16 protein-coding genes and 2 pseudogenes (1 of these 18 running past the window's edge) are annotated in these 23,334 nt (G+C 73.1%); 3 read left to right on the top strand and 15 right to left on the bottom strand.

Going from position 1 to position 23,334, the window contains the following annotated elements; all coding sequences use genetic code 11:
• Positions 1–210: 210 nt before the first annotated feature.
• From FrCorBMG51_RS19450 to argC, 4 genes are all read right to left on the bottom strand, one after another.
• A complete protein-coding gene (locus FrCorBMG51_RS19450; protein ID WP_047224476.1) occupies positions 211–1,494 on the bottom strand; it encodes an acetylornithine transaminase in 1,284 nt (427 codons plus the stop codon).
• Positions 1,491–2,615 carry an acetylglutamate kinase gene (gene argB / locus FrCorBMG51_RS19445; RefSeq protein ID WP_047224475.1) on the bottom strand — a complete coding sequence of 375 codons (1,125 nt, stop codon included), beginning with the start codon at positions 2,613–2,615 and terminating at the stop codon, positions 1,491–1,493. The genes FrCorBMG51_RS19450 and argB overlap by 4 nt, the downstream gene beginning before the upstream one ends.
• Positions 2,612–3,763, bottom strand: coding sequence for a bifunctional glutamate N-acetyltransferase/amino-acid acetyltransferase ArgJ (gene argJ / locus FrCorBMG51_RS19440; RefSeq protein WP_047224474.1), 1,152 nt, complete (start codon positions 3,761–3,763; stop codon positions 2,612–2,614). The genes argB and argJ overlap by 4 nt, the downstream gene beginning before the upstream one ends.
• 109 nt (positions 3,764–3,872) lie before the next feature.
• Complete coding sequence (argC, locus tag FrCorBMG51_RS19435) at positions 3,873–4,934, bottom strand: N-acetyl-gamma-glutamyl-phosphate reductase (RefSeq protein ID WP_047224473.1); 1,062 nt, start codon at positions 4,932–4,934, stop codon at positions 3,873–3,875.
• Between the two features lie 485 nt (positions 4,935–5,419).
• Here argC and FrCorBMG51_RS19430 point away from each other — a divergent pair, with 485 nt between their 5' ends.
• Both FrCorBMG51_RS19430 and FrCorBMG51_RS31770 read left to right on the top strand, forming a co-directional pair.
• Positions 5,420–6,436, top strand: coding sequence for a TIGR04222 domain-containing membrane protein (locus tag FrCorBMG51_RS19430; RefSeq protein WP_047224472.1), 1,017 nt, complete (start codon positions 5,420–5,422; stop codon positions 6,434–6,436).
• The gene (locus tag FrCorBMG51_RS31770) at positions 6,433–7,947 is read left to right on the top strand and encodes an MbnB/TglH/ChrH family RiPP precursor modification enzyme (protein WP_047224471.1); all 1,515 of its coding nucleotides are present in this window, start codon (positions 6,433–6,435) and stop codon (positions 7,945–7,947) included. The genes FrCorBMG51_RS19430 and FrCorBMG51_RS31770 overlap by 4 nt, the downstream gene beginning before the upstream one ends.
• Before the next feature lie 60 nt (positions 7,948–8,007).
• Here the strand turns inward: FrCorBMG51_RS31770 and FrCorBMG51_RS34095 are convergent.
• From FrCorBMG51_RS34095 to FrCorBMG51_RS19370, 10 genes and pseudogenes are all read right to left on the bottom strand, one after another.
• Positions 8,008–10,793: pseudogene (locus FrCorBMG51_RS34095) on the bottom strand (phenylalanine--tRNA ligase subunit beta).
• Positions 10,794–10,795: 2 nt separating this feature from the next.
• Positions 10,796–11,869 (bottom strand): phenylalanine--tRNA ligase subunit alpha, encoded by a 1,074-nt coding sequence (gene pheS, locus FrCorBMG51_RS19410; protein ID WP_047224485.1) that lies wholly within the window; start codon positions 11,867–11,869, stop codon positions 10,796–10,798.
• Positions 11,870–12,635: 766 nt separating this feature from the next.
• Positions 12,636–13,811, bottom strand: coding sequence for a sensor histidine kinase (locus FrCorBMG51_RS19405; protein ID WP_052914845.1), 1,176 nt, complete (start codon positions 13,809–13,811; stop codon positions 12,636–12,638).
• Positions 13,808–14,689, bottom strand: a complete 882-nt coding sequence (locus FrCorBMG51_RS19400) for a TrmH family RNA methyltransferase (protein WP_420848647.1) — start codon at positions 14,687–14,689, stop codon at positions 13,808–13,810. Before FrCorBMG51_RS19400 ends, FrCorBMG51_RS19405 begins: the two co-directional genes overlap by 4 nt.
• A 5-nt stretch (positions 14,690–14,694) precedes the next feature.
• A complete protein-coding gene (gene rplT / locus FrCorBMG51_RS19395) occupies positions 14,695–15,078 on the bottom strand; it encodes a 50S ribosomal protein L20 (protein ID WP_047224483.1) in 384 nt (127 codons plus the stop codon).
• A 316-nt stretch (positions 15,079–15,394) separates the two neighbouring features.
• Positions 15,395–15,589, bottom strand: a complete 195-nt coding sequence (gene rpmI, locus FrCorBMG51_RS19390; RefSeq protein WP_047224469.1) for a 50S ribosomal protein L35 — start codon at positions 15,587–15,589, stop codon at positions 15,395–15,397.
• A gap of 95 nt (positions 15,590–15,684) precedes the next feature.
• Complete coding sequence (infC, locus tag FrCorBMG51_RS19385; RefSeq protein ID WP_235433733.1) at positions 15,685–16,200, bottom strand: translation initiation factor IF-3; 516 nt, start codon at positions 16,198–16,200, stop codon at positions 15,685–15,687.
• Between the two features lie 428 nt (positions 16,201–16,628).
• The gene (locus FrCorBMG51_RS19380) at positions 16,629–17,051 is read right to left on the bottom strand and encodes an SseB family protein (protein WP_047224468.1); all 423 of its coding nucleotides are present in this window, start codon (positions 17,049–17,051) and stop codon (positions 16,629–16,631) included.
• A gap of 166 nt (positions 17,052–17,217) precedes the next feature.
• Positions 17,218–19,161 (bottom strand): hypothetical protein, encoded by a 1,944-nt coding sequence (locus tag FrCorBMG51_RS25595; protein ID WP_052914844.1) that lies wholly within the window; start codon positions 19,159–19,161, stop codon positions 17,218–17,220.
• 1,053 nt (positions 19,162–20,214) lie between these two features.
• Positions 20,215–21,753 carry a DHA2 family efflux MFS transporter permease subunit gene (locus FrCorBMG51_RS19370; protein ID WP_047224467.1) on the bottom strand — a complete coding sequence of 513 codons (1,539 nt, stop codon included), beginning with the start codon at positions 21,751–21,753 and terminating at the stop codon, positions 20,215–20,217.
• A gap of 115 nt (positions 21,754–21,868) precedes the next feature.
• On the opposite strand from FrCorBMG51_RS19370, the gene FrCorBMG51_RS19365 reads away from it, so the two are divergent.
• Entirely contained in the window at positions 21,869–22,747 is an 879-nt protein-coding gene (locus FrCorBMG51_RS19365) for a TetR/AcrR family transcriptional regulator C-terminal domain-containing protein (protein ID WP_338052773.1), read from the top strand.
• Between the two features lie 326 nt (positions 22,748–23,073).
• Here the strand turns inward: FrCorBMG51_RS19365 and ribH are convergent.
• A pseudogene (gene ribH / locus FrCorBMG51_RS19360) lies at positions 23,074–23,334 on the bottom strand (6,7-dimethyl-8-ribityllumazine synthase); it runs 218 nt beyond the window's last position.

Here is a 23,334-nt window from a genome sequence, read left to right as displayed (position 1 = left end):
CGGGCCGCCTTCAGCCGGTCCGCCGCGTCCAGGATGGCGGCCTGTTCGGCCGAGGTCAGGTCGGTGTCGAGGAGGAAGTGCCGGATCGTCATGGGACGGCGTCCAAGGTGGACATGGTGGGGGGCGCCGGCGGGCGCGGGGCCGTATCCCCGGCATGCCGCTTCGCGACACGCCGGGTCCCCACACGCGGGACGCTGTCGGAGTGCACCGTCATGCGCTGACCTTAGAACGTCCGGTGGTGGACCGTGCCGACCCGGCTACCGCGCCACCACCGGTGCCGTCGGTGCCGGCCGCGCCATCGGTCCTGTCGGCGCTGGCGGCGGTCACCGCCTGGTCTGCGATGGCCGGCAGCGCGGCGACGAACTCGTCGGCGTCCGCGGCCGAGAGCACCAGCGGTGGGGCCAGCCGGACCGCGTCCGCGCTCACCGCGTTGACCAGGAAGCCCGCCTCACGGGCCGCGGTCTCGAAGGCGGCGGCGAACGGCGCGTCGAGCTCGATCGCCAGCCACAGCCCACGGCCGCGGACCCCGGTCACACCCGCGGCGCCGGCGCCGCGGATCCCGTCGGCGAGCAGGCCCCCCACCCGCACCGCGTTGTCGATCAGACCGTCCCGTTCGATGGTGTCCAGCACGGCGAGCGCGGCCGCGCAGATGACCGGCCCCCCGCCGAAGGTGCTGCCGTGCTCACCGGGACGCAGCAGCTTCCCCGCCGGGCCGAAGCCGACGCAGGCCCCGATCGGCAGGCCGCCCCCGAGCCCCTTGGCGAGGGTGACAACATCCGGGACGACGCCCTCGACCTGGTGCAGGAACCAGGCGCCGGCCCGGCCGATACCGCTCTGCACCTCGTCCAGGACGAGCAGCGCGCCGGCGCGGTCGCAGATCTCCCGGGCCGCCTTCAGGTAGCCCACCGGCGGCGCGACCACACCGCCCTCGCCCAGCGTCGGTTCCAGGAACACCGCGGCGGTGCGCTCGCCGACCGCGTCCGCCAGCGCCGCGGCGTCACCGTAGGGGACGAAACGCGCGCCGGGCAGCAGCGGTTCGAACGGCGCCCGTTTGGACGGCTGACCAGTGATCGACAGAGCGCCCAGGGTCCGCCCGTGGAACGAGCCCTCGGCCGCGACGATCTCCTCACGGCCCGTCCGCCGGGAGATCTTGATGGCGGCCTCGTTGGCCTCCGCCCCGGAGTTGCAGAAGAACACCCGGCCGTCGGCGCCGCCGAGCAGCCCCAGCAGACGCTCGGCCAGGACGATCTGCGGTTCGTTCACGTACAGGTTGGACACGTGGCCCAGGCGGCCGATCTGGTCGCGGACGGCCTCCTGTACCGCCGGGTGGCAGTGCCCGAGGACGCTCACGGCCACCCCGGCGATCAGGTCCAGGTATGCGCGACCGTCGGCGTCCCACACCCTGGTCCCCGCCCCGCGCTCGAGCGCGATCGGCGGGCGGCCGTAGGCCGTCATGATCACAGCGTCCCGGCGGTTGAGCAGGTCGTCGTTCACAGGGCTCCTCCCGTGGCGGGGTCTGCTCCTACAGCAGAGGTTGGCGTGCTCGGTCCCGTGACGGGACCGTCCGGAACACCGTTGGGCACGGCGAGCCCGCCCGGGACGGATCCAGCCAGGACGGTGCCGGCCGCGGCGGTGCCGTCCACGGCGGTGGCGGCCGTGGCGGGGCGGGCGGGCTGCGCGGGAGCGGCCACCGCCGGGGCGGCGTCCGGTGTGATCAGGGTGCCGATGCCGTCGTCGGTGAAGACCTCCAGCAGGACGGCATGCGCCACCCGGCCGTCGAGGACGTGCGCCTGCGGGACACCGCCGTGCACCGCCCGCAGGCACGCCTCCATCTTCGGGATCATGCCGCTGGCCAGCGTGGGCAGCAGATCCGCCAGCTCACCGGCGGTCAGCTCACTGATCACCTCGTCGCTGTGCGGCCAGTCCGCGTACAGCCCCTCGACGTCGGTGAGGATGACCAGCTTCGCCGCGCCGAGCGCGGCGGCGAGCGCCGCGGCGGCGGTGTCGGCGTTGACGTTGTACACCCCGCCGTCGATCCCGCGGGCCACCGTGGCGACCACCGGGACCTTGCCGGAGTCGAGCAGGGCGGTCACCGTCTCGGGGGCGACCTCGACGACGTCGCCGACCAGGCCGATGTCGACCTCCTCGCCGTCCACGATCGCCGAGCGCCGCCGGGCGGTGAACAGGTTGGCGTCCTCACCGGAGAGGCCGACGGCGAACGGGCCGTGGTTGTTGACCAGCCCGACGACGTCCCGGTTGACCTGGCCGACCAGCACCATCCGGACGATCTCCATCGTCTCCGGGGTGGTCACCCGCAGCCCGCCGGCGAACACCGACTCGACCCCCAGCCGGTTGAGATGCGCGGTGATCTGCGGCCCGCCGCCGTGGACGACGACCACCCGCAGGCCCGCGTAGCGCAGAAAGACCACATCGGCGGCGAAGGCCTCGCGCAGCGCCGGGTCCTTCATCGCGTGCCCGCCATACTTGATCACGATGGTGGCGCCGTGGAAGCGCGACAGCCAGGGCAGTGCCTCGATGAGCACCTGGGTCTTGGCCAGGGCGGCATGGCCCCGCACGAGCGTCGCAGGCCGGCCCGGGGCGGGTGCGGCGCTCACGTCGAGTATGCCGAGTTCTCGTAGACATAACCGTCGGTGAGGTCGTTCGTCCAGACCGTCAGTTCGCTGCCGCCGGCGCGCAGGTCGATGCGGATGGCGACCTCCCGGCCGGTCAGGTCAACAAGCTCGCGTTGCTCCCCCGGGGCACCGTCGCGACACACCCACACCCCGTTGATCGCGACGTCGACGGCGTCGGGCTCGAACGCGGCGCGGGTGGTCCCCACCGCCGCGAGCACCCGGCCCCAGTTCGGGTCGTTGCCGTAGAGCGCGCACTTGAGCAGGTTGCACCGGGCCACCGCCCGGCCGACCTCAAGGGCGTCGTCCTCGCCGGCCGCGCCGGTGACGGTGACCGCGATCGTCTTGGTCGAGCCCTCGGCGTCGGCGACCAGCTGCCCGGCCAGGTCGGCGCAGGTGTCGGCCACCAGCCCGCCGAGCGTCCCGGCGTCGACACGCACCCCGGACGCGCCGCTGGCCAGCAGCAGCACAGTGTCGTTGGTGGACATGCAGCCGTCGGAGTCCACCCGCTCGAAGGTGGTGCGGCAGGCGTCCCGCAGCAGCCGGTCGGCGGTCGGCGGGTCGACGACCGCGTCCGTGGTCACCACCACCAGCATCGTGGCGAGCGCGGGCGCGAGCATGGCGGCGCCCTTGGCCATCCCGCCGACCGTGACCCCCGCCGCCGCGCGCACCGCCTGCTTGCTGACGGTGTCGGTGGTGCGGATCGCCTCGGCGGCGGCGGCGCCACCGGTCGCCGACACCTCGGTGATCGCTTTGGCCACGCCGGGCAGCAGCAGGTCCATGGGCAGGCGCACCCCGATCAGGCCGGTCGAGCAGACGGCGACCTCGCCGGCTCCCAGCCCGAGCAGGGCCGCGGCGTGCTCGGCGGTGTGGTGCGTGTCGGCGAAGCCGGCCGGGCCCGTGCAGGCGTTGGCGCCGCCGGAGTTCAGCACGACCGCCCGCAGCCGGCCGTCGGCGAGCACCTGCCGGGACCATCGCACCGGCGCGGCCTGCACCCGGTTGCGGGTGAACACCCCCGCGGCCGTGTCGAGAGGGCCGTCGTTGACGACGAGGGCGACATCCGGACGTCCGGAGGGCTTGAGCCCGGCCGCCACGCCCGCGGCCCGGAAGCCGGCCGGCGCCGTGACGCTCATGATCCGATCCTCACGGTCATGCCTCCTGCCCGCGGATGACTGGATGACTGTGGTGTGCCGCCGGACAGCCGAGACTCGCCCGCGGGCGAGCGCCGGTGGCGGGGCCGGGTCACGGGGCCACTCCCTGCGCGGTCAGGCCGGTGCTCTCCGGCAGGCCGAGCATGAGGTTCGCGCACTGCAACGCCTGGCCGGCGGCGCCCTTGCACAGGTTGTCGATGGCGGCGACAACCACCGCCCGTCCCGCCTGCTCGTCCGCCGTGACCTGCAGGTGGACGGCGTTGCCGCCGAGAGTCGCCGAGGTGTGGGGCCAGCGGCCCGGCGGCAGGACCCGCACGAACGGCTCGTCGACGTAGGCCGTGAGCAGCGCGCCGCGCAGGGCGTCCGTGGTCACCTCGGTGTCTTTTTCGGTGCCTTTTCCAGCGCCTTCTCCGCGGAGGCGGGCGGTGCAGGTGGCGAGGATGCCGCGCGGCATGGGCGCGAGCACCGTGGTGAACGACATCGACACGGGTGTGTCGACCAGCCCGCCGAGAGCCTGGAGGATCTCCGGGCGGTGCTGGTGGTTGCCGACCTTGTAGGCGGTCAGGTCGCTCATGACCTCGCTGCCGAGCAGGTTCACCTTGGGTGAGCGGCCGGCGCCCGAGGTGCCGCTGGCCGCCACGACGACGATGTCCTCGGTCTCGACCAGCCCCGCGGCCAGCAGCGGGGCGAGGGCGAGGGTGACCGCGGTCGGATAGCAGCCGGGGGCCGCCACCCGGTCGCTGGCCCGGATCGCCTCCCGCGCCGCGGGCAGCTCCGGCATCCCGTACGTCCACGTGCCCGCGTGCTCGCCGCCGTAGGCCCGGCGCCAGGCCTCGGCGTCGACGAGCCGGTGGTCGGCGCCCAGGTCGATGACGCGGACGCCGGCCGGCAACGTCGCCGCCACCGCGGCGGACGCGCCGTGCGGGAGCGCGAGAAAGACGATGTCGGCGTCGGCCTCGGTGAGGGCCGACGTGTCGACGAAGGCCCGGCCCGCGAGGTCGGGCAGGTGCGGGTGGACCTCGGTGACGTCGCGCCCGGCCGACGAGCCCGCCGCCAGCGGGCCGATCTCGAGTTCCGGATGCCCGAGCAGCAGGCGCAGCAGTTCCCCGCCCGCGTACCCGCTGGCTCCGGCCACCGCCGCTGTCATCCCCATGGCGTCCCCATGAATGAAAACTTATACACATGTCATCATGGTCATGCAAGCATGACCGCCCGGAACGCCCGGACGCCGCCATTGCCCTTCAGCGACCCTGAAGGTCTCGGTGGCCTCGACGGTCAGAAGCCGGACACTCCCGATCCCGGCCATGCCGGACGGTCGACGCTGGCAGATGTCGCTGGAACAGACCAACAGCCGCCCCGGACGACACCACGGCGGAATCGTCGATGTCCCGCTGACGAGCCCGGCAGACAGGTCCGGCGGACAGGTCCGGCGGACGGGCCCGTCCGGGCGGTCGGGACGCCAGGAAGATGTCGAGAGAGCGGAGGGGAACGCGACATGACAGGCGCGATGACGGCCGCGGCTGCACCCGCCGGGCTTCTCAGCAGCGCTCCGAATGGTTGGCACACCATGACACGGCGGACAACCGCGGCACCGCGTGCGGCCGTTGGGCAGCCGCCCACCGAATGTGTGCCCACCGAATGCGTGCTCACCGGATGTTCGCCCGCCGGATGCGTAACCCGGGTTCCGACCGCGGCGACGGTAACCGCTGGCGCGCCACATCGGACGGGGCCACGATGACGTTCTTCGGCGTGTACCTGGCACTCCTCCTGATCCTGCTGATCATCATCGTCGGTACGCGGGTCGTCCTGTCACGCTCCCCTGACATACCGCCCGCGGATCCGCGCAGCTTCCCCCTCGACGATCTGGGCTTCCTCGCCGGCGGGGCGAAACGGGCAGTCGAAGCGGCAGTGGTGGCCCTGCACGACGAAGGCCGGGTCGCCCCGGGTAGCCGGCGTTCCGCGCTTGTCGCGGCCGGCCCCCCGCCGGTGGGCGGGCAGACCATCACTCGTACGGTGTACGACGCCATCGCCGCGGCAGGTGAGACCCGCCTCGCCCGCGTCACACGGATCGTCGCGGGCAGCCCGGCCACACGGGCCACCCGCGCCGGATTACAGACGGCGTACCTGGTACCGCCCGCGGAACAGGCCCGTAGGCTCCGGCGGCTACGCCGCACCTTCCTGATCATGGTGGCTGTGGGTGTCGCCGGCCTCCCCTTCGCCGCCGCGGCCGGTGACCTCGGCGCCTTCTTCTACCTACCAGCGGCGTTCATGATGTCCGTGGTCGCCGCCGTCGCGACGATCGTCCCGCCGACCACACACGCCGGACGCCGGCTCCTGCGGGACGCGCGGGTACTCGCACGGAGCCTCGGCCTGGGCGGGATTCCCGGACAGCGTGGGGTGGCCGTGGCACTGTTCGGCCCGATCGTGCTGTGGCGGACCGATCCCCTGCTCGCGCGGCAACTCGGTCTACCGTTCGTCGCCACATCTTCGGGGGGCTCACACGCTTCCTCCTCGGGCGGCGACTCGTCGTATGACAGTGGCTCCTCCTGCGGCGGCGGTAGCGGATGCGGCGGTGGTGGCGGCTGTGGTGGCGGCAGCGGCGGATGCGGTGGCGGCTCCTCCTGCGGTGGCGGCGGCTGTGGTGGTGGCGGATGACCGCGCCTGGACGTGACAGCGGTACGTTGCTCCGGGGACTGGGGATCGGCTGGCGGCCGGAACTCGCCGCATTCATCGCCGAGCGGCGGGAGCTGGGCTTCGTCGAGGTGACAGCCGAGGCCCTGCACACCCACGGCCCGCTGCCAGTCGGCCTCGACGACCTGATCGAGCGTGGCATGCCGGTGGTGCCGCACGGCGTCAGCCTCGGGCTCGGCGGCACCGAACCGCTCCAGCCGGCGCGCGTGGCGCACCTGGCCGCCGTCGCCGAACGGGTGCGGGCACCCCTGGTGAGCGAACATGTCGCGTTCGTACGGGCCAACGGCCTCGAAGCCGGCCACCTGCTGCCGGTCCCGCGCACCCGCGAGGCCATGGATGTGCTGGTCGCGAACGTGCGGACGCTGTCCGCCGAGCTCGCGGCACCACTCGCCCTGGAGCATCCGGCTGCCCTGCTGCGCTGGCCCGAGGCGGACTTCGGCGAGGCCGACTTCCTCACCGAACTGGCCGAACGCACCGGTGCGCTGCTCCTGCTGGACCTCGCCAACCTGCACGCCGACCAGATCAACCACGGGGTCGACCCGCACCGCTTCCTCGACGCGTTGCCGTGGGAGCGTGTCGCCTACATCCACGTGGCCGGTGGGGTGGTGCGCGACGGGCTCTACCACGACACCCACACCCACCCCGTCACCGATGCGGTCCTTGACCTGCTGTGCGAGGTAGCCGATCGCTGCGCGGACCAGCCCACCAGCACCGATCATGCCGTCACGGACTCCGGCGGAATGCCAGCAGTCATGCTTGAACGCGACGGCCGCTACCCGTCCGTCCGGGAACTCACCGGCGAGCTGAACACCATCGCCACCGCGGTTGGACGCCCTCCTGCCGCAACCGGACGGCCTCTCACGGTTGTCTCCACGCCGCGAACCGGACAGCGGACCGAACCAACGCGGCAGGACCGGCCGACCAGGGCAGCTGAACCAGGCGAGCCGGGTAGACCAGGTAGACGAGACAGACGCGGTGGGCTGAGCGGACCGGACCGTGTCGAGCCGGGCAGGGATGCCGGGCATGACGGCGATACCGCGGGCAACCTGCGGCAGGCACAGGGCGAGCTCATCCGTGCGCTGGTCGGCGGGGGGCCGGCCCCCGTCGGATTCGATCCGGGCCAGGTCGAATCGACCCGGGTCGCGCTGCTGCGCAAACGCGCGGACGCGGTCGCCCGGACCTGGCCGGCGCTGTCCTGCCTGCCCGGCTTTCACGCCAGGTTCGCCGCGTTCGCGGACGGTCGCCCACCCGCCGGGGCGTACGCCGACGGGGTGGCCTTCGCCCACGCGGCCCACAGCGATCTCGACCGCGAGGCGCGGGCCGAACAGCTGGTGGCAGCGCTGGCACGCAGACGGCTGGCACGCAGATGGCTGGCAGTTGCCACAGACCGGCGCGGCGGCGGGCGTCCACTCGTCGCGATACGAGTGCCGTTCCTGGGAATCCGCGTCCTCGGCCTCGACCGCGAGAACGACTGACCGCGCGAGAACGACCGACCTGACGAGAGCGGCTGGCAGAGCCAGGTCAGCCGAGACAGGTCAGGTGCGCAGAACAGCGCCGGTCAGCCGCGCAGCCTCGGCGATCGCCGCGTCCCGTGCAGCATTGGCCTCCTGGGCGGTCAGCGTCCGGTCCACCGCCCGCAGCCGCAGACCGAACGCGAGCGACCGCTTTCCCTCACCTATCTGGGATCCCTCGTAGACGTCGAAGAGGGTCAGAGCCTCCAGCAGGTCACCGGCACCGCGGCGCAACCCCTCGGTGACACGCGCCACCGGCACGCCGGCCTCGACCACCAACGCGATGTCACGGTCGGCCGGCGGGTAGGTGGACACCGCCGGGGCGGTGACCGGCGGGCGCGCCAACGCGATCTCGAGCACCGTGTCGAGGTCGAGCTCCATGGCGCAGGTTCGGGCCGGCAGCCCATACGCCGCGATCACGCGCGGATGCAGTTCCCCGGCGTACCCGACCACCTGGCCGTCCGCTGACAGGCGCGCGCACCGGCCCGGATGCCACGGTGTCAGCGCGTCCGCCGTCACCGTCAGGTCCACACCGGTGGCCGCCGCGACGGTGTGCGCCGCGTCGACGGCGTCCTGCCAGGTCGTCGGCTGCCCAGGCCCCCACCAGCCGGCCGGCTCGCGGCGGCCGGTCAGGACGACGGCCACCAGCCTGGGCTGCTCGGGCAGGACGGCGTTGAGCGCGGCGATCTCGGCGTCGCCGGGCCGGTGGTCGACCGCCGGAGTCGGCGGTGTGACCACCGGTGTGGTGGCCGTGGCTCGGAAGACCAGCCCGGTCTCGAACAGGGCCAGATCGACCTGCCCCCGGCCGATGTTGCGGACAGCCGCGGCGAACAGCCCCGGCAGCAGGGTGGTACGCAGGTTGGCGGCGTCCTCGGCGATCGGGTTGGCGATCCGGACCGTCGCCGCCCGCGCGTCGTCGCTGGTGAGTCCGAGCCGGTCCGGGGTGTCGTCCCCGACGAACGGGATGGTCAGGACCTCCACGTAGCCCTGGTGGGCAAGGGCGGTGCCGACCGCCCGGCGGATCCGCTGGCCCTGGGTGAGGCCGCGGCCCGCGGGCAGCCGTGGGAGGGTCACCGGGATCGTGTCGTACCCCTCCAGGCGCATGACCTCCTCGACCAGATCGGCGGGCCGGGTCAGGTCGGGACGCCAGGACGGCGGGGTGACCAGCAGTGCGCCGTCCCCGAGATGGTCGCTTTCGGTGGCGCCGCTCCTGGCGGCACCGGTCCCGGGACCGCCGGTCCCGAAGCCGCCGGCCCCGGCGGCTCTGGCCCCGGCGGCGCTGTCGATCGAGGCGAGGGGAGCGGTCGGCGTCACGGGGACACCGACGTTGGCGCTGGTGCCGACGCCCACGCCATTTCCCGTGTCAACGCTGTCTCCCGGACCAACATCGGTGGTATCCGCGCTGCCGACCGGCGCGGCGGTACCGGCCACGCCGGGGCCAGCCGGCGCGCCGGCACCGGGGATGGCGTCGGCGACCGTGCAGCCGACCTCGACCAGCCGTCGGCGGACGACCTCCGCCGGATAGGGACGCCCGCCCAGCCGGGCCGTCTCGCCCAACGGGAAGGTGATGGGCCGCGGCGCCGGACGGTGATCGATATCGGTCACCCCGGCCTCGGCGGTGGCGCCGGCGAGTTCGGTGAGCAGGCGCAGGGCGGCACNCGGGCCGCCGCCGGCGCGAGCGCGGGGTCGACGCCGCGCTCGAACCGGCGGGACGCCTCGGAACCGAGCTGGTGGCGCCGGGCCGTGCGGGCCACCGCGACCGGGTCGAAGTGGGCGGCCTCAATGAGGATCTCGGTGGTGTCAGCGGAGATCTCGGTGGAGGCGCCACCCATGACCCCGGCGAGCGCCACCGGCCCGGAGTCGTCGGCGATGACGAGGTCCTCCGGGTCAAGTTCGCGTTTGACGCCGTCGAGGGTGACCAGCCGCTCCCCCTCGCGGGCACGGCGCACCACGATCGGGCCGGACAGTTTCGCCCGGTCGAAGGCGTGCAGCGGCTGCCCCAGCCCCAGCATGATCAGGTTCGTGACGTCGACCGGTACCGAGATGGGCCGCATACCCGACAGGGCGAGCCGCCGGGCCAGCCGCAGCGGCGTGGCCGCGTCCGGCCGGACCCCGGTGACGACCCGGGCGACATACCGGCCGCAGGCGGCGGTGTCCTCCACCACGACCGGGTACCCCGCCGCGCCCTGTCCAGCTCCGACCTGTTCGGAGGCGGCCTGTTCGGACGCGGCCCCGGCCGGGTCGTCGAAGGGCAACCCGAACGCGGTCGCCGCCTCCCGGGCGATCCCGCGCACGGACAGGCCGTAGCCGCGGTCCGGGGTGACGGCGATGTCCAGCACGTCGTCGGCGAGGTCCAGCAGCTCGGCGACGTCGGTCCCCACCGGGGTGTCGGGCGGCAGGACGAGGATCCCGCTGTGGTCGTCGCCGATGCCCAGCTCGCTGGCCGAGCAGATCATCCCCTCGCTGAGCTGTCCGTAGGTCTTGCGGGCGGTGATGGTGAAACCACCGGGCAGCACCGCGCCGGGCAGGGCGACAGCCACCCGGTCACCGACGGCGAAGTTGAACGCGCCGCAGATCACCCCTCGGGTGGCGGCCTCAGCCACCCGGACCTGCACCCAGCGCACATCCTTCTTCTTCGTCCGGACGATTTCGATCGAGACCACCTCGCCGACGACGACGCCGGCAAGGTCATGCCCGACCGACTCGACGGCCTCCACCTCGAAACCGGCCCGGATGAGCGCGTCGGCGACCGCCTTCGCCGGCGGCAGGGCCGGGACGACCTCCCGCAGCCACGACATCACGATCTTCATGGTCAGTTCCCCGTCCCGAACGAGAGGCCGAAGCGGACGTCCCCGTCGACGAAGTCCCGGATCTCGTGGACATCGTGGCGGATCATCGCGGCGCGTTCCAGGCCCATCCCGAACGCGAAGCCGCTGTAGCGGGCCGGGTCGACCCCGCAGGCGACCAGCACGTTCGGGTCGACCATCCCGCAGCCCCCGACCTCGATCCAGCCCTCGTCGGAGCACACCCGGCACGGCTGGCGGGCCGGCTCGCCCCGGCAGGCGAAGCAGGTGACGTCGAGCTCGGCCGACGGCTCGGTGAACGGGAAGTAGGACGGCCGCAGCCGGGTGGCCAGCCCCGAGCCGAACAGCGCCTGGGCGAAGGCCTCCAGCGTCCCGCGCAGGTCGGCCATGGTGATGCCCTCGTCCACCGCCAGGCCCTCGAGCTGGCCGAACACCGGCGAGTGCGTGGCGTCGATCGCGTCGTTACGGTACGTCCGCCCCGGGCAGACCACGTACACCGGCAGCGGACGGGACAGCAGGGTGCGGATCTGCACCGGCGAGGTGTGTGTGCGCAGCAGCAGCCCGCTGCCCACCGGGTCGACGTAGAGGGTGTCGTGCGAGCTGCGGGCCGGATGGTCCGGGCCGAGGTTCAGCGCCTCGAAGTTGAACCAGTCGTGCTCGACCTCCGGCCCCTCGGCCACCTCGTAGCCCATCGCCACGAACACGTCCACCAGATGGTCGGACAGGGTGGACAGCGGATGGCGGGCCCCGCCCGGCCGGCGGGTGCCGGGCAGGGTGACGTCGACGCGCTCCTCGACGAGCACGCGGGCGTCCCGCTCGGCGGTCAGCTCGGCCAGCCGGGCCTCGTAGGCCGCGCGGACGGCGGCGGCGGCGGCGTTGTGCCGGCGTCCGGCCTCGGCCCGTTCGGACTGGGGCAGGGCGCCGAGCGCGCGGCGGGCGAGCGCCAGGGGTGCGCCCCGGCCGTCGAGGTGCAGGGTCCGCAGCGCGGCGAGCTCGTCGAGGTCGCCCGCGGTGGCGATCGCGGCGGACGCCTGGACGCGCACCTCCTCGAGCCGGTCGGGGTCGAGCGCGCCGGGATCCACCGGCGCCGGGTCGCCACGCTGCGAGCTGGGACGCTGCGAGCCGGGGCTGCCCGGCTCCGTGCGCTTCGAGGCGGCACCCTTCGAGGCGGCACCCTCCGAGGCGGCACCCTCCGAGACGGCACCGTCCGAGGCCGCGCCGCTCGAGGCGGCACGAGTCGAGCCGGGACGGTCCGCGCCCGGACGATCCGGGCCGGTGTGCTCCGGAGCGGTGCGTCTGGAGTTGGAGTCGCCTCCGGCGCTCGCTGCCGAGGGGTCGGGCACGTCCGACCGGTGTGGGTCGGCGCTCTGTGTGGACGGGGGCACGCTGGTCATCCTCGTTGATGGTGTTGCTCGTCGATGGCGGTTGTCCGCCGGCGGTGTGTTCTGCGTCTGTGTCACGGGTGTCTGTGTTACGGGTGTTGTGTCCGGGTCCGGGGCCGTCGGTGGTGCCGGTTGGGACCCGCACCGGTTCCCCGCCACGGTATGGGAAGTCCGCCCGCCGCGGGCAGGCCGCCAGGCCGGTCCAGGCCGCTCGTCGAGCCGGTGCTCCTTGGCCGGGGTGGATGTCGCTCGGCCGAAGCGAGTGGAGCCTGCCCGGGGAAGGATGATCCCTGGCCCGGTGTGCTCGGCACGACCGACCAGGCCCGGGTCGGGGCGCCCGCCGGGTGGTCACCGCTTCTCGCGTCCGGGTCGGACGACCGTCCGTCCGGATCGGACCGGCCCCGCCGCCGGGGCGTCCCCGCCACCGGGCTGGCGGCGGACCGGACGGGCCGGCGGGCCGGGACGGTCAGGCGAAGACCGGCGCCCCGGCGGGCACCACGAATCGAAACTCCGCGCCGCCGCCGGGCGCCCGGCCGACCGTGATGCTCCCGCCGTGGGCCTCGATGAGCGCCCGGGCGATGTAGAGCCCGAGGCCGGTGCCGTTCCCGCGGGTGGCCCCGCGCCAGAACTTCGTGAAGACCCGGGACGCGCTCGCCTCGGGCACGCCGTCGCCCTCGTCGGCCACGGTGACCTCGGCTCCGCTCGGGGTGCCGCGCATGACGATGGTGACGGTGCCGGCGCCGTGCCGCAGGGCATTGTCCACCAGGTTGTGCAGCACCTGTTCGATCTTGTCGGAGTCGAGCCACATCTCGGGCAGCTCGCCCTCGGTGCGGACCACGAACCGGTCGTGGGTGGCCTCACCCGCCGCGACCTTGCCGTCGACGACCCGGCGCAGGGTCTGCCCGAGGTCCACGATCTGCTTGCGCATCTGGATCCGGCCGGAGTCGATACGCGAGACGTCGAGCACCTCCGCGAGCAGCCGGGTCACCCGGTCCGCATCGGTGTTGACGGTGTTGAGCATCAGCTTCTTCTGCTCTTCGGTGAAACGGTCCCACTTCGCCAGCAGGGTGGCGGTGAAGCCCTTGACGCTCGTCAGCGGCGAGCGCAGCTCGTGGGCGACAGTCGAGACCAGGTCGGCGCGATTGCGCTCCATGCGCTCCCGGCTGGCGGTGTCCCGCAGGGACAACGAGACGTGCGCCAACTGCCCGTCCACCCGGACATAACGAACAGTGACATTGAGGTCGTGCTCGTCACCCTGGCGGGCCAGGGTGAGGCGGCGTTCGGGCTGACCGGTCACCCTCGGCAGGCTGCGGGTGACCCGCGAGCACTCCCACCAGTCGTTGCCCCGCTCGTCCAGCAACGGCAGGACTTCGGTGAGGTGCTGGCCCGGGGTCGTGGCGGCGGACACACCGGTAATCCTGGCGGCGGCCGCGTTGAACACCTCGATCCGGCCCTCGCGGTCCACGATCACGATCCCGTCCGGGAGATCGTCCCAGTTCATCGGCAGCACGGGTGGCGGCTGGGCGGTGGCGGCCTCGCGGCGGGCCACCCCGTCCGCCCGCGGACCGGGGGCGGGCAGCGCATCCCCGTCGACCTCTGGCCTGCGGGCCTGGTCGGGAGCCGACGTGACCGTGTGCGTCACAGCCGTTCACCTCCCCCGACGCCTGCCGCGCCGGATCCGAGCCTCGCCCGTGCGCGCGCTGACGCGTACAGGCAGATCGCCGTGGCCACCGCAAGATTCAGCGACTCGGCCTGACCGTACACCGGTACCCGAAGTACCGCGTCCGCGGACACTACGGTAGCGCGCGGCAAACCTCGTGCCTCGTTACCGAACAGCCATCCGGTGGGTGTGTCCAACTCCCCCGCGTCATGCGCGGTGTCGATGTCCCGCGGTGCGGAGGGAGTAGTCGCCACGATACGACAACCGTGCTCCCGGATCTGTCGTATGGCGTCAGCCACGCCGATGTCGGTGACGACCGGCAGGTGGAAGATGCTGCCCGCGGACGCGCGGACCGCCTTCCCGCCGAACGGGTCCACCGACGCCCCGGCGAAGATCACCGCGTCCGCGCCGGCGGCGTCCGCCGACCGCACGATCGTCCCCGCGTTGCCCGGATCCTGGGTGTCGACGCAGATCGCCACGAGGCGGGGCGTGTCAAGGTCCGCGATACGGTGGCGTGGCTGCTCGGCCAGGGCGACCACCCCCTGCGGGGTCACGGTCTCCGACAGGGACGCCACCGCCTCGTCCGAGACGACCCGCACCGGTATGCCCGCCGTGCCGACGAGTTCCCCGTACCGGCCGGCCGCGGACGAGCCGACGAATATCTCCCGCAGCGCCCCGGCCGCGAGCCCGGCGGCGACGGCCTGCGGCCCTTCGACCAGAAACTCCCCCCGGACACGCCGAACCGCCGGACGGCGCAGGCGCCGCGCGGCGAGCACCCGCGCCGAACGCGGGCCAACGGGCGGGTCCGAAGCCACCGAGGGACGCGGGACCGAGGTGTGCGGGACAGCGCCGTCCGGCAACCCCCTCAGGCTGCCTGGGGCTGCTGCGCGGTCGCCGGCAGGGCGGCTCGCGCCACTTCGACCAGCGCGGTGAACGCCGCCGGGTCCGTCACCGCGAGATCGGAGAGGATCTTGCGGTCCACCTCCACGCCGGCCAGGCGCAGTCCCTGGACGAACCGGTTGTAGGTCAGCCCGTTCTGCCGGGCCGCGGCGTTGATCCGAGTGATCCACAACTGGCGGAAATCGCCCTTGCGGGCCCGCCGGTCGCGGTAGGAGTAGGTCATCGAGTGCAGGACCTGCTCCTTGGCCTTGCGGTACAACCGGGAGCGCTGGCCCCGGTACCCGCTGGCCTGCTCCAGAACCGTCCGGCGCTTCTTCTGGGCGTTGACCGCCCGCTTGACCCTTGCCATGAGCTGGAGAACTCTCTTTCGGTCGTGGCTGTCAACACCGCGTCGCACGGCGCTGTGCCTGCACAACACCGGTCGCGCGACACCGGTCACACAACGCTGTGCGACACAGCGCTGTGCGACATGACGCTGGTCATACGGCACCGCGTCGCACAGTGCCAGGTCGCGCAACACCGCGTCGCACGGCACCGGGTGGCGCGGCTCCCAGTTGGTGGGAGCGGCCGGCCAGCGGGCCGGAGACAGCATGAGCGTATTCTTCGCGCCGCCGGAGGCCCGCGCCTCCCCCGAGGGGATCAGGGGCCGCCGAGGGCCGGCGAGGTCAGCGTGCCAGCAGCTTCTTGATGCGTCCCTCGTCCGCCGGGCTGAGCCTCACCTCGTTGTCCAGCCGCCTGGTGCGCCGGCTGGACTTGTGCTCCAGCAGATGGTTGCGGTTCGCCCGGCGGCGCACCACCTTGCCGGAACCGGTGATCCGGAACCGCTTGGCCGCGCCGGTGTGGGTCTTCGTCTTGGGCATCTGGGAAATCCTGTAATCGAGCAGTGATTGATCTTTAACTGATCTGTGGCTGAGCGCGCTGAACGGTCGGGTCGTCGGCTGTCGGTCGTCGCCGGTCAGACCCGGGCGGCCGGTTCTGGCGCACGCTGGGGCCGGGAGCCCTTGTGCGGAGCCATCACCATGGTCATGTTCCGGCCGTCCTGCTTGGGCTGGGCCTCGACATAGCCGAGATCCGCGACGTCCGTGGACAACCGCTGCAGCAGCCGGATGCCCAGTTCGGGCCGGGACTGCTCACGGCCACGGAACATGATCGTTATTTTGACCTTGTCTCCGGCCCGCAGGAACCGCACCACGTGGCCCTTCTTGGTCTCGTAGTCGTGCGGATCGATCTTCGGTCGGAGTTTCATCTCCTTGATGACCGTCTGGACCTGGTTCTTACGAGCCTCGCGACGCTTCTGGTCGGACTCGTACTTGAACTTCCCGTAGTCCATGAGCTTGCAGACCGGCGGCCGGGCCGTCGGCGCGACCTCGACGAGATCAAGATCGGCCTCCTGGGCGAGCCGCATCGCCTCGGCGATGGCGACAATGCCGATCTGCTCGCCTTCAGGGCCGACGAGGCGCACCTCGGGCACCCTGATCCGGTCGTTGATGCGGGACTCTGCGCTGATGTGGTTCCCTCCGTGACTCGACGCGCGGACACGACCTGCCGCTGCGGAGCCCTGCGCCCGGTTGACCCGGACACCCGACCGACACGCCGTCATACAACGGCTCGGCCGACCGGCGACCCGGCCGTTGCACTGGCAACAACATCCTGCGCCAGTAACGACATCGGGTGGGAGGCAAGCCTCCGCTTGGCCTTGTTACGGGACCGAGCCGTTAGGGGGCAGAGTCCGGGTAACAAGCGGTCGACCGACAGCGTAGCAGAACGAGCTGGATGCGACGATCACTTGACCATGGGAGGCCAGCCCCCACCGGTCGGCCGATCGTCACGCGGACGTGAACCTCGCCACATGCGCGCGGGCCCACCGACGTCGGCCGATGCCGCTGGCCGGCGCCCCGTTCACACGGCTGCGAGCCACCGCAGCAGGTCGCCGTCGATGGTGGCCATGACCGGGCCGGCGATGTCGAGCACGATGGCGCGATGGCCCGCCCGGACCGCCTCCGCGCCGAGCAGACGCCCCGGGACGGGCACCGGCCGAGCCGCCCGCCGCCACCGGGCCAGGGTGTCGACACTGCTGAAGGCCGGGATCGCGGTCGCGCCGGACGGCACCCGCAACGTCACCAGGACCATCTCGGAGGTCTTCTCCGCCCCGGTGTCGCCGTCGGCCTCCACCAGGCGCGCCTCGATCGCGACGAAGACCCGCGCACCGGCCAGCGCGGCGGCCACCGTCGGCTCGTCCCGGCTGGCGAGAGCGGCCCGCAACATCTCGTCGGCACCGCCCCGGTCGCCCTGGCCGGAGGGGGTCAGCAGCTCCCGCTTCACCGCTCGACCTTACGCATCGCCGCCCGCTCCCGGCGCGCGTCTCCCGCGCACACCCCCGGCGCCCGCGGTCGCGGCCTGTCCCGCGTGCCATGGCGTCCCGATGCCGCTGTCCGCTTCGGGCGGCCCCGCTTCGGGCGGCCCGGTCCGTCCGCCCTCCGGGTGAAGGTCAGCAGATGCCGGGGTCCACCGCGGCGGCGAGCTCACCGAAGGCGGCCCGGGTACGGCGCCGCAGGCCCGACCAGGCCACCGCCCGGCCACCGGCCAGCACGGGGTCGAACGGGACGACGACGATGGTGTGGCCGCGCTCCGCCAGCCGCGCGAGACGGCGGCGCGCGCGGCCGGACCACCGCGTCGGGCCGGTCTCCACCACCGCGATCGTCACGGAGCCGGCCAGCTCACCCCGGCCGCTGCCGGCAAGCCCGTCCAGCGCGTCGTCCACGGCCGACAGCGCCACAGCACTGGCACGCACGGTTAGCACCAGGGCGTCGGCCCGGGCCAGCAGCGCCGCCGGCAACGGGCGGCTCCAGCCCGGCGGGCTGTCGACCAGCGCCACCTCGTACCACTCCCCGACGGCGTCGAGCGCACGGCCGACCTCCTCGACCCGCCCGGCATCCTCGACGCCCCCGGCATCCCCGGCGGGGCGCCCGTCGACGTCCGCGCCGGACGCCCCCATCATGACGTCAGGACCCGTCGATGCCGGGCCCGCCAGACCCACCAGCCCCACCGGCCCCGCCGAGCCCAGCGGCCCCGTCGACACCAGCGGGCCTGCCGGGCCCGTCGCACCGGCGCCGGGGGCGAACCGGCGGATCTCGGGTAACGACGCAGGCAACCCGCTCGCGGCGCGGGCGAGCTCTCCCCGCCCAGGCCCCCGGCCTGTTCCCCGGCCGGCTGGGGGGCCCAGCCGGGCGGCGAGCGCCCCAGGCTGTTCGGGCGACACATCCACCGCGATGATCCGGTCACGGCGGGACGCCACGAGCGCCATCGCGATGCCGGCCGTCACCGTCGTACGTCCACAACCGCCCTCGAGCCCGCCGACGTGCACCCACTGGCACCGGGTCGCGACCATGTCGAGAGCACTGCCGAGGCCACTGCCGAGACCACCGTCGAGGCCACCGTGCCCGGCGGTCAGATGACCCGTCGCGGTGGCACGGGCCTGCGGCAGGCCCGCGGAGACAGGGGCGACACCGGCCCGGAACTCCCCCACGTCCGGAGTCCAGCCCGGCCCGTCCGGCGCCCGCACCGGTGGACGGCCGGCGGCGGCCGGCGCCTCGAGCCCTCCCAGGCCGTCCGTACCCCCTGTACCTGGCCGGATCCCGGCTCCGCCGGCCCCGGCAACACCGTCTCCAGCGGCTTCGGATCCGGCCTGGCCGGGCTCGCCGCCGGCTCCGATGACACCGGCACCAGCGATCCCGGATCTGACGACGACAGCCCCGGCGCCGCCGACAGCCCCGGTGCCGCCGCCCCCGGGGACAGCGGCACCACGTGCGGGGACATCGGAGACAGGGGCTTCGGAGACGGGAACTCCGGCAACGCCGGAGTTCGGGGCACCAGTGTCCGGGGCGGTAGCCCCGCGGACGCTGGATCCGGTGACGTCAGGCCCGGTGCGGCCGCCTTCAGCAACACCAGGCTCAGGAATGCCGGCCCCGGAGACACCGGATCCGGGGATAGCCCCGGAGACACCGGATCCGGTATCCCCGGATCCGGTGTCTCCGGGGCCGGTGTGGCTTCGCTCGCCGCCGCGGGCGGCTGGCCGGGTCTCCCCGCGGGTGGGGCGCGACGGCGTCCGCCTGCCGGCGTCGGCCCGCGTCCCGCCAGGACGTGCTGGCGCACCGTCCCCACGACCACCGGGGCGCGGGCGGCTGGCCCGGCGGCTGACGGTCGCGTCGCGCTCACCTTCCAGGTCGGGCATGCGCAGGCCGAGCAGGGAAACCGGCCTGGCGTCGCCAAGATCCGCTACAGGAGGCATCCCGGACCGGACGTCCTGGATATCGGCCCGGCTGTCGGCGTCCTCGCGGACGCCCCGGAGCCCGTCAGGATCCCCGTACCCGCCCGGCTGGCGCGCGGCATCCGACCCGTGGCCGTCCTCGTCACGCCTTCGCGCGGTCGTCACCGCTCACCACCGCCTCCCCCTCCCGTGGTGGGCCGCACCGGCACCGGCACCGGCCGGAATCGCCCACGAGACGCGACAGCCCCAAATCCGCCGATCCGGGCCACCACGACCACGGTATGCGCCGGCCGTTACGGATACGAGTCTCCTCGACAAGGAACAGTTACATCCTCGGCCCGAACCACCGGAACCACCCGATCTCCCCACCAACGCCAGTAAACAATCCGCCCATGGACACCCAACACGCGGGTCGACATCGGGCCGGAATCCGAGATCGCCCTGTGCCAGGCCGCCGCCTGCCAGATCACCGCCTGCCAGATCACCGCGGCCGGTCCCATCTCGCCCTGGATCAGGCCGATCTCCAGAACCACCCACGCCGCTCACACCCGCCCGCTCGGGACACGGATCCGGATCGGGGCACGGATCCGGCTCGACAAGGACCGATGCCGCTCCCACCCCGTTCACACACACCTCACCCGGAGTGGGCGAAACACCCTGTCAGCCGCTGTCCGGCCAGGAACGACGTTCTGCCCGGGCGGAACGGCCACCGGCCGCGGTGACGGCGTCGGAGCCCTTGTCGAGCGCGAATTTCCATACTTACTGATCGTGTGTTCCGGCCGCTCGTGGCCGGAGTGCCCGAGCAACGGTGTAACACCAACCACCAGCGAGCCGTTTCCGCAGGTGGAGGCCCCGTCATCGGCGGTTACCGGAAGATCCTCTGACAATCCCGCCGGCGATTCCCGCGGCGGGGCGGGGTGTCCGTCTCCCTGTACCGCCTGTCGCGCTGTACCGAGCCTGTCGCGGCTGCCCTGGCGCGGTATGGCCGGACCCCTGACAGGTCGGCGGGCGCGGCACCGGTCGGTATGCGGTGCGGCGGACCGCGGCGTCCAGGCATCCCCGCGGCTCACCGCATCCACATCCACCGCACATGCCGCGCACCGGGGACCTCAGAGGATTCCGAAACGCACGAAGGATGTGAATTCAGTGCTGTCACAGCAGCACTGAATTCACATCCTTGCGCCAATGGGCTGCCGCGTACCGCTTCTCCGGTCGCGGTCACCTGCTGGGAAGGGCGGTTTCCTCGCTGGTTGGTCCGGTGGCCGGCTGGGTGGGGGCTGGGGCCGTGGCGGTACTGGGGGCCGTGGCGGTAGTGGGGGCTGGGGCCGTGGCGGCGGTGGGCGGGCTCGCGGTTCGGCGTGGGAGGAACGCGCTCGCGGTCAGGATGACGGCGACGGTGACGAGGGCGAACCAGTAGACGCCGTGGAAGCCCGCCGTCCCGTCCCCGTCGCCGGGGCCGACGGTCGTCAGGATGAGGGTGACGACGGCGATGCCGATCGCCGCGCCGAGCTGGTTGAGGATGTAGAGCACCGAGCTGCCCTGGGGCACCGACGCCGGGGGCAGGGTCCGGTAGAGCGATCCCATGGTCGGCGCGCCGACGAAGCTCAGCCCGGCGCCGACGACGAAGGCGGCGAGCGCGGGCCACACCTCGCTGGTGTGCCCGCCGACCCGGGTGAACGCCAGCTCGCCGAGGGCCGTGACGACCGCTCCGCCCCGGACGAGGGCGCGGGCGCCGAGCCGGTCGGACAGCCGTCCGGACAGCGGCATGGCGATGACCGCGGCAACGGCGAAGGGGGCGACCAGCAGCCCGGACGCGAGCGTGCCCCGCCCGTGCTGCTGCTGGTAGTAGAGCGGCAGGACGAAGAGGTTCGCGAACATCGTCAGGCCGACCAGCGTCATGATGGCGACGCTCGCGGCGAACCCGGGGTTGGCGAACAGCCGCAGGTCGATCAGTGGTGGCGTACGGCGCGGCGACGGCGCCCGCAGCGCGTGCAGTCCGTACCCGGCGAGCAGTGCCACGGCCGCGGCGAGGGGGATGAGCACCTGCCAGGCGGCGACGGTGGTGCGCTCGGCGGCCTGGGTCAGGCCCAGCACGACGGCCGCGAACCCGGGCCCGATCAGGGCGACGCCGACGATGTCGAGGCGGGCGGGGCGCTGCGCGGTTCGCGGCGGGTCGGGCGGTATCGCCCGGGCGGCGCCGACCAGCGCCACGATCCCGATGGGCAGGTTGATCAGGAACATCCACCGCCAGGAGAAGTTGGCCAGGACGACCCCGCCGACGATCAGCCCGAGCACCGGCCCGGTCGAGAGCACCATGCCCATCAGGCCCATGACCCGCCCGGCCCGGCGAGGGCCCGCGGCGCGGGCCAGCAGGGTCAGCACCAGCGGGTCGAGAACGCCGGCCGCCAGGCCCTGGGCGACCCGGAAGACGATCAGACTGGCGATGTTCCAGGCGAGTCCGGAGGCAAGGGACGCGGCCAGGAACGCGACGAGGGCGGCCAGCCACAGCCGCCGGGCACCGAACCGGTCCACGGCCCACGTGGTGATCGGGATGGCGACGGTGAGGGCCAGCAGGTAGCCGGTGGAGACCCAGCCGATCGTGCTCAGCGACGTGTGGAACCCGGTGGCGAGGGTGTCGACGCCGACGGCGACCACCGACCCGTCCAGGATCCCCATGATCCCGCCGAGCAGAACCACGGCGATCAGCCGTCGGAGTGGGGGGTCGAACCGGTCCTGCTCCTGGAACGCGTCCGCCATAGTGCCCTCCGGTGAGCATCATCGTGCACGTGTGAGTGCACTTTACAGCACCATGACGTTTTCAACGTTGCGACTGTACCGGGGATGGAAGGAGGGCAACCGGTACCGTGAGGCCATGAGCGGGACCGTGAACGGCGGCCGGCCGGCCGGCGGGCAGACGGCCGGCCGGCGAACAACCAGCGGACGGTCGGGCGGCGCGACCGAGGCGCCGGCAACCGGGCATGCGCGGCCGGCAGCCGCCGACGCCACCGCACCGATCGCTCCGGCCGCTCCGGCCGCTCAGTCCGTTCCAACCACCGCCGCCACCGCCGCCACCGCTGGGGCCGCTGCGGCTCTGCCGGCTACCGCGGACCGGCCGTCCGGCGGCAGACGTAGGCGTGTCGACAGGCGGGCGGCCATTCTCGGCACCGCGTTCACGGTCTTCGCCCGGGAGGGATACGCCCAGGCGACCCTGGACGTCATCGCGGCCGAGGCCCGGGTCGCCAAGCACACGATCTACAACCACTTCGGCGACAAGCAGGCCCTGCTGCGCGCGTCCATCGCCGCCGAGGCCGACAGTGCGCTGGCGAAGAACCTGGCCGCGGTCGACCGGCTACGCGACCTCGACAGCGACGTCCGCACCGCCCTGGAGGACGTCGGCTACCACCTGATCCAGTGTTTCTGCGACGAGCGGGGCTGGGCGCTGCGGCGGCTGCTGTACGCCGAGATCAACCAGTTCCCCGACCTGCTCGACATCATCCAGGGGCGGGCGACGAACCCGGTCACCGAGGCGCTCGCCGACCGGCTGGCCCGGCTGGCGCTGGCCGGCCGGTTGCGGGCGGGGGACCCGGCGGCGGCGGCGGAACAGCTCGCCGCCCTGCTGACCGGCTCGCTGGAGGGACGGACCCGGTTCGGCACCCGGGCCATCTCCGACGACGAGATGTGGGCTGTCGCGCGGGCCGCGGTCGACACCTTCCTGCACGCCTTCGGCACCCGGGCGACGGACCCCACCTGAAGATCCCCCGGCTCGCGCATCCGGAAGATCGTGCGCCCGAGAAGGACCCGCGCGAACGGCCGGCGCGCCGCCATCGGCACACCGGGGCCGCCGTTTCCGGGCCGAGTTGTTGTTCCACGTCGTTGTTCCACACCGCGCTGCCGGCCGATTTCAGCCTGGACGACTTTCAGCCTGGACGACACCGACCCGTCGGTCGGAACGACAGACCAGCCGCGACCGATCTGGAAGAGCGCGCCACAGGGCGTGTCTGATGGATGTTGGTCGATGTGGCCGGCTGGACGCCGCCCGCGCGATCGAACATCCGTCAGGCACGCCCTGACCCGAGGCTAACCGTGGCGGAGGTCCCGTAGGACGGTTGCGGTTTCCAGGGCGGCGAAGGTGGCCTCGCGGCCCTTGTCCTCCGCCGAGGTGGGCAGGCCCGCACGGTCGAGCGCCTGCTCGACCGTGTCGCAGGTCAGCACGCCGAAACCCACCGGGACCCCGGTGTCCAGGGCGACTTCGGTCAGCCCCTGCGTCACCGACTGGCAGACGTAGTCGAAGTGCGGGGTGCCACCGCGGATCACCACACCCAGCGCCACCACCGCGTC

This window comes from Protofrankia coriariae (assembly GCF_001017755.1).
Lineage (GTDB): Bacteria > Actinomycetota > Actinomycetes > Frankiales > Frankiaceae > Protofrankia > Protofrankia coriariae.
Note: the sequence above shows the minus strand (reverse complement) of the source record. Positions and strands in the feature narration are given on the sequence as shown.

Coding starts and splice junctions, on each gene's coding strand:
- argJ (WP_047224474.1), bottom strand. CDS start 3,763: ATGAGCGTCACGGCGCCGGCCGGCTTCCGGGCCGCGGGCGTGGCGGCC.
- argC (WP_047224473.1), bottom strand. CDS start 4,934: ATGGGGATGACAGCGGCGGTGGCCGGAGCCAGCGGGTACGCGGGCGGG.
- FrCorBMG51_RS31770 (WP_047224471.1), top strand. CDS start 6,433: ATGACCGCGCCTGGACGTGACAGCGGTACGTTGCTCCGGGGACTGGGG.
- rpmI (WP_047224469.1), bottom strand. CDS start 15,589: ATGCCCAAGACGAAGACCCACACCGGCGCGGCCAAGCGGTTCCGGATC.
- rplT (WP_047224483.1), bottom strand. CDS start 15,078: ATGGCAAGGGTCAAGCGGGCGGTCAACGCCCAGAAGAAGCGCCGGACG.
- FrCorBMG51_RS19430 (WP_047224472.1), top strand. CDS start 5,420: ATGCGTGCTCACCGGATGTTCGCCCGCCGGATGCGTAACCCGGGTTCC.
- FrCorBMG51_RS19365 (WP_338052773.1), top strand. CDS start 21,869: ATGAGCGGGACCGTGAACGGCGGCCGGCCGGCCGGCGGGCAGACGGCC.
- FrCorBMG51_RS19370 (WP_047224467.1), bottom strand. CDS start 21,753: ATGGCGGACGCGTTCCAGGAGCAGGACCGGTTCGACCCCCCACTCCGA.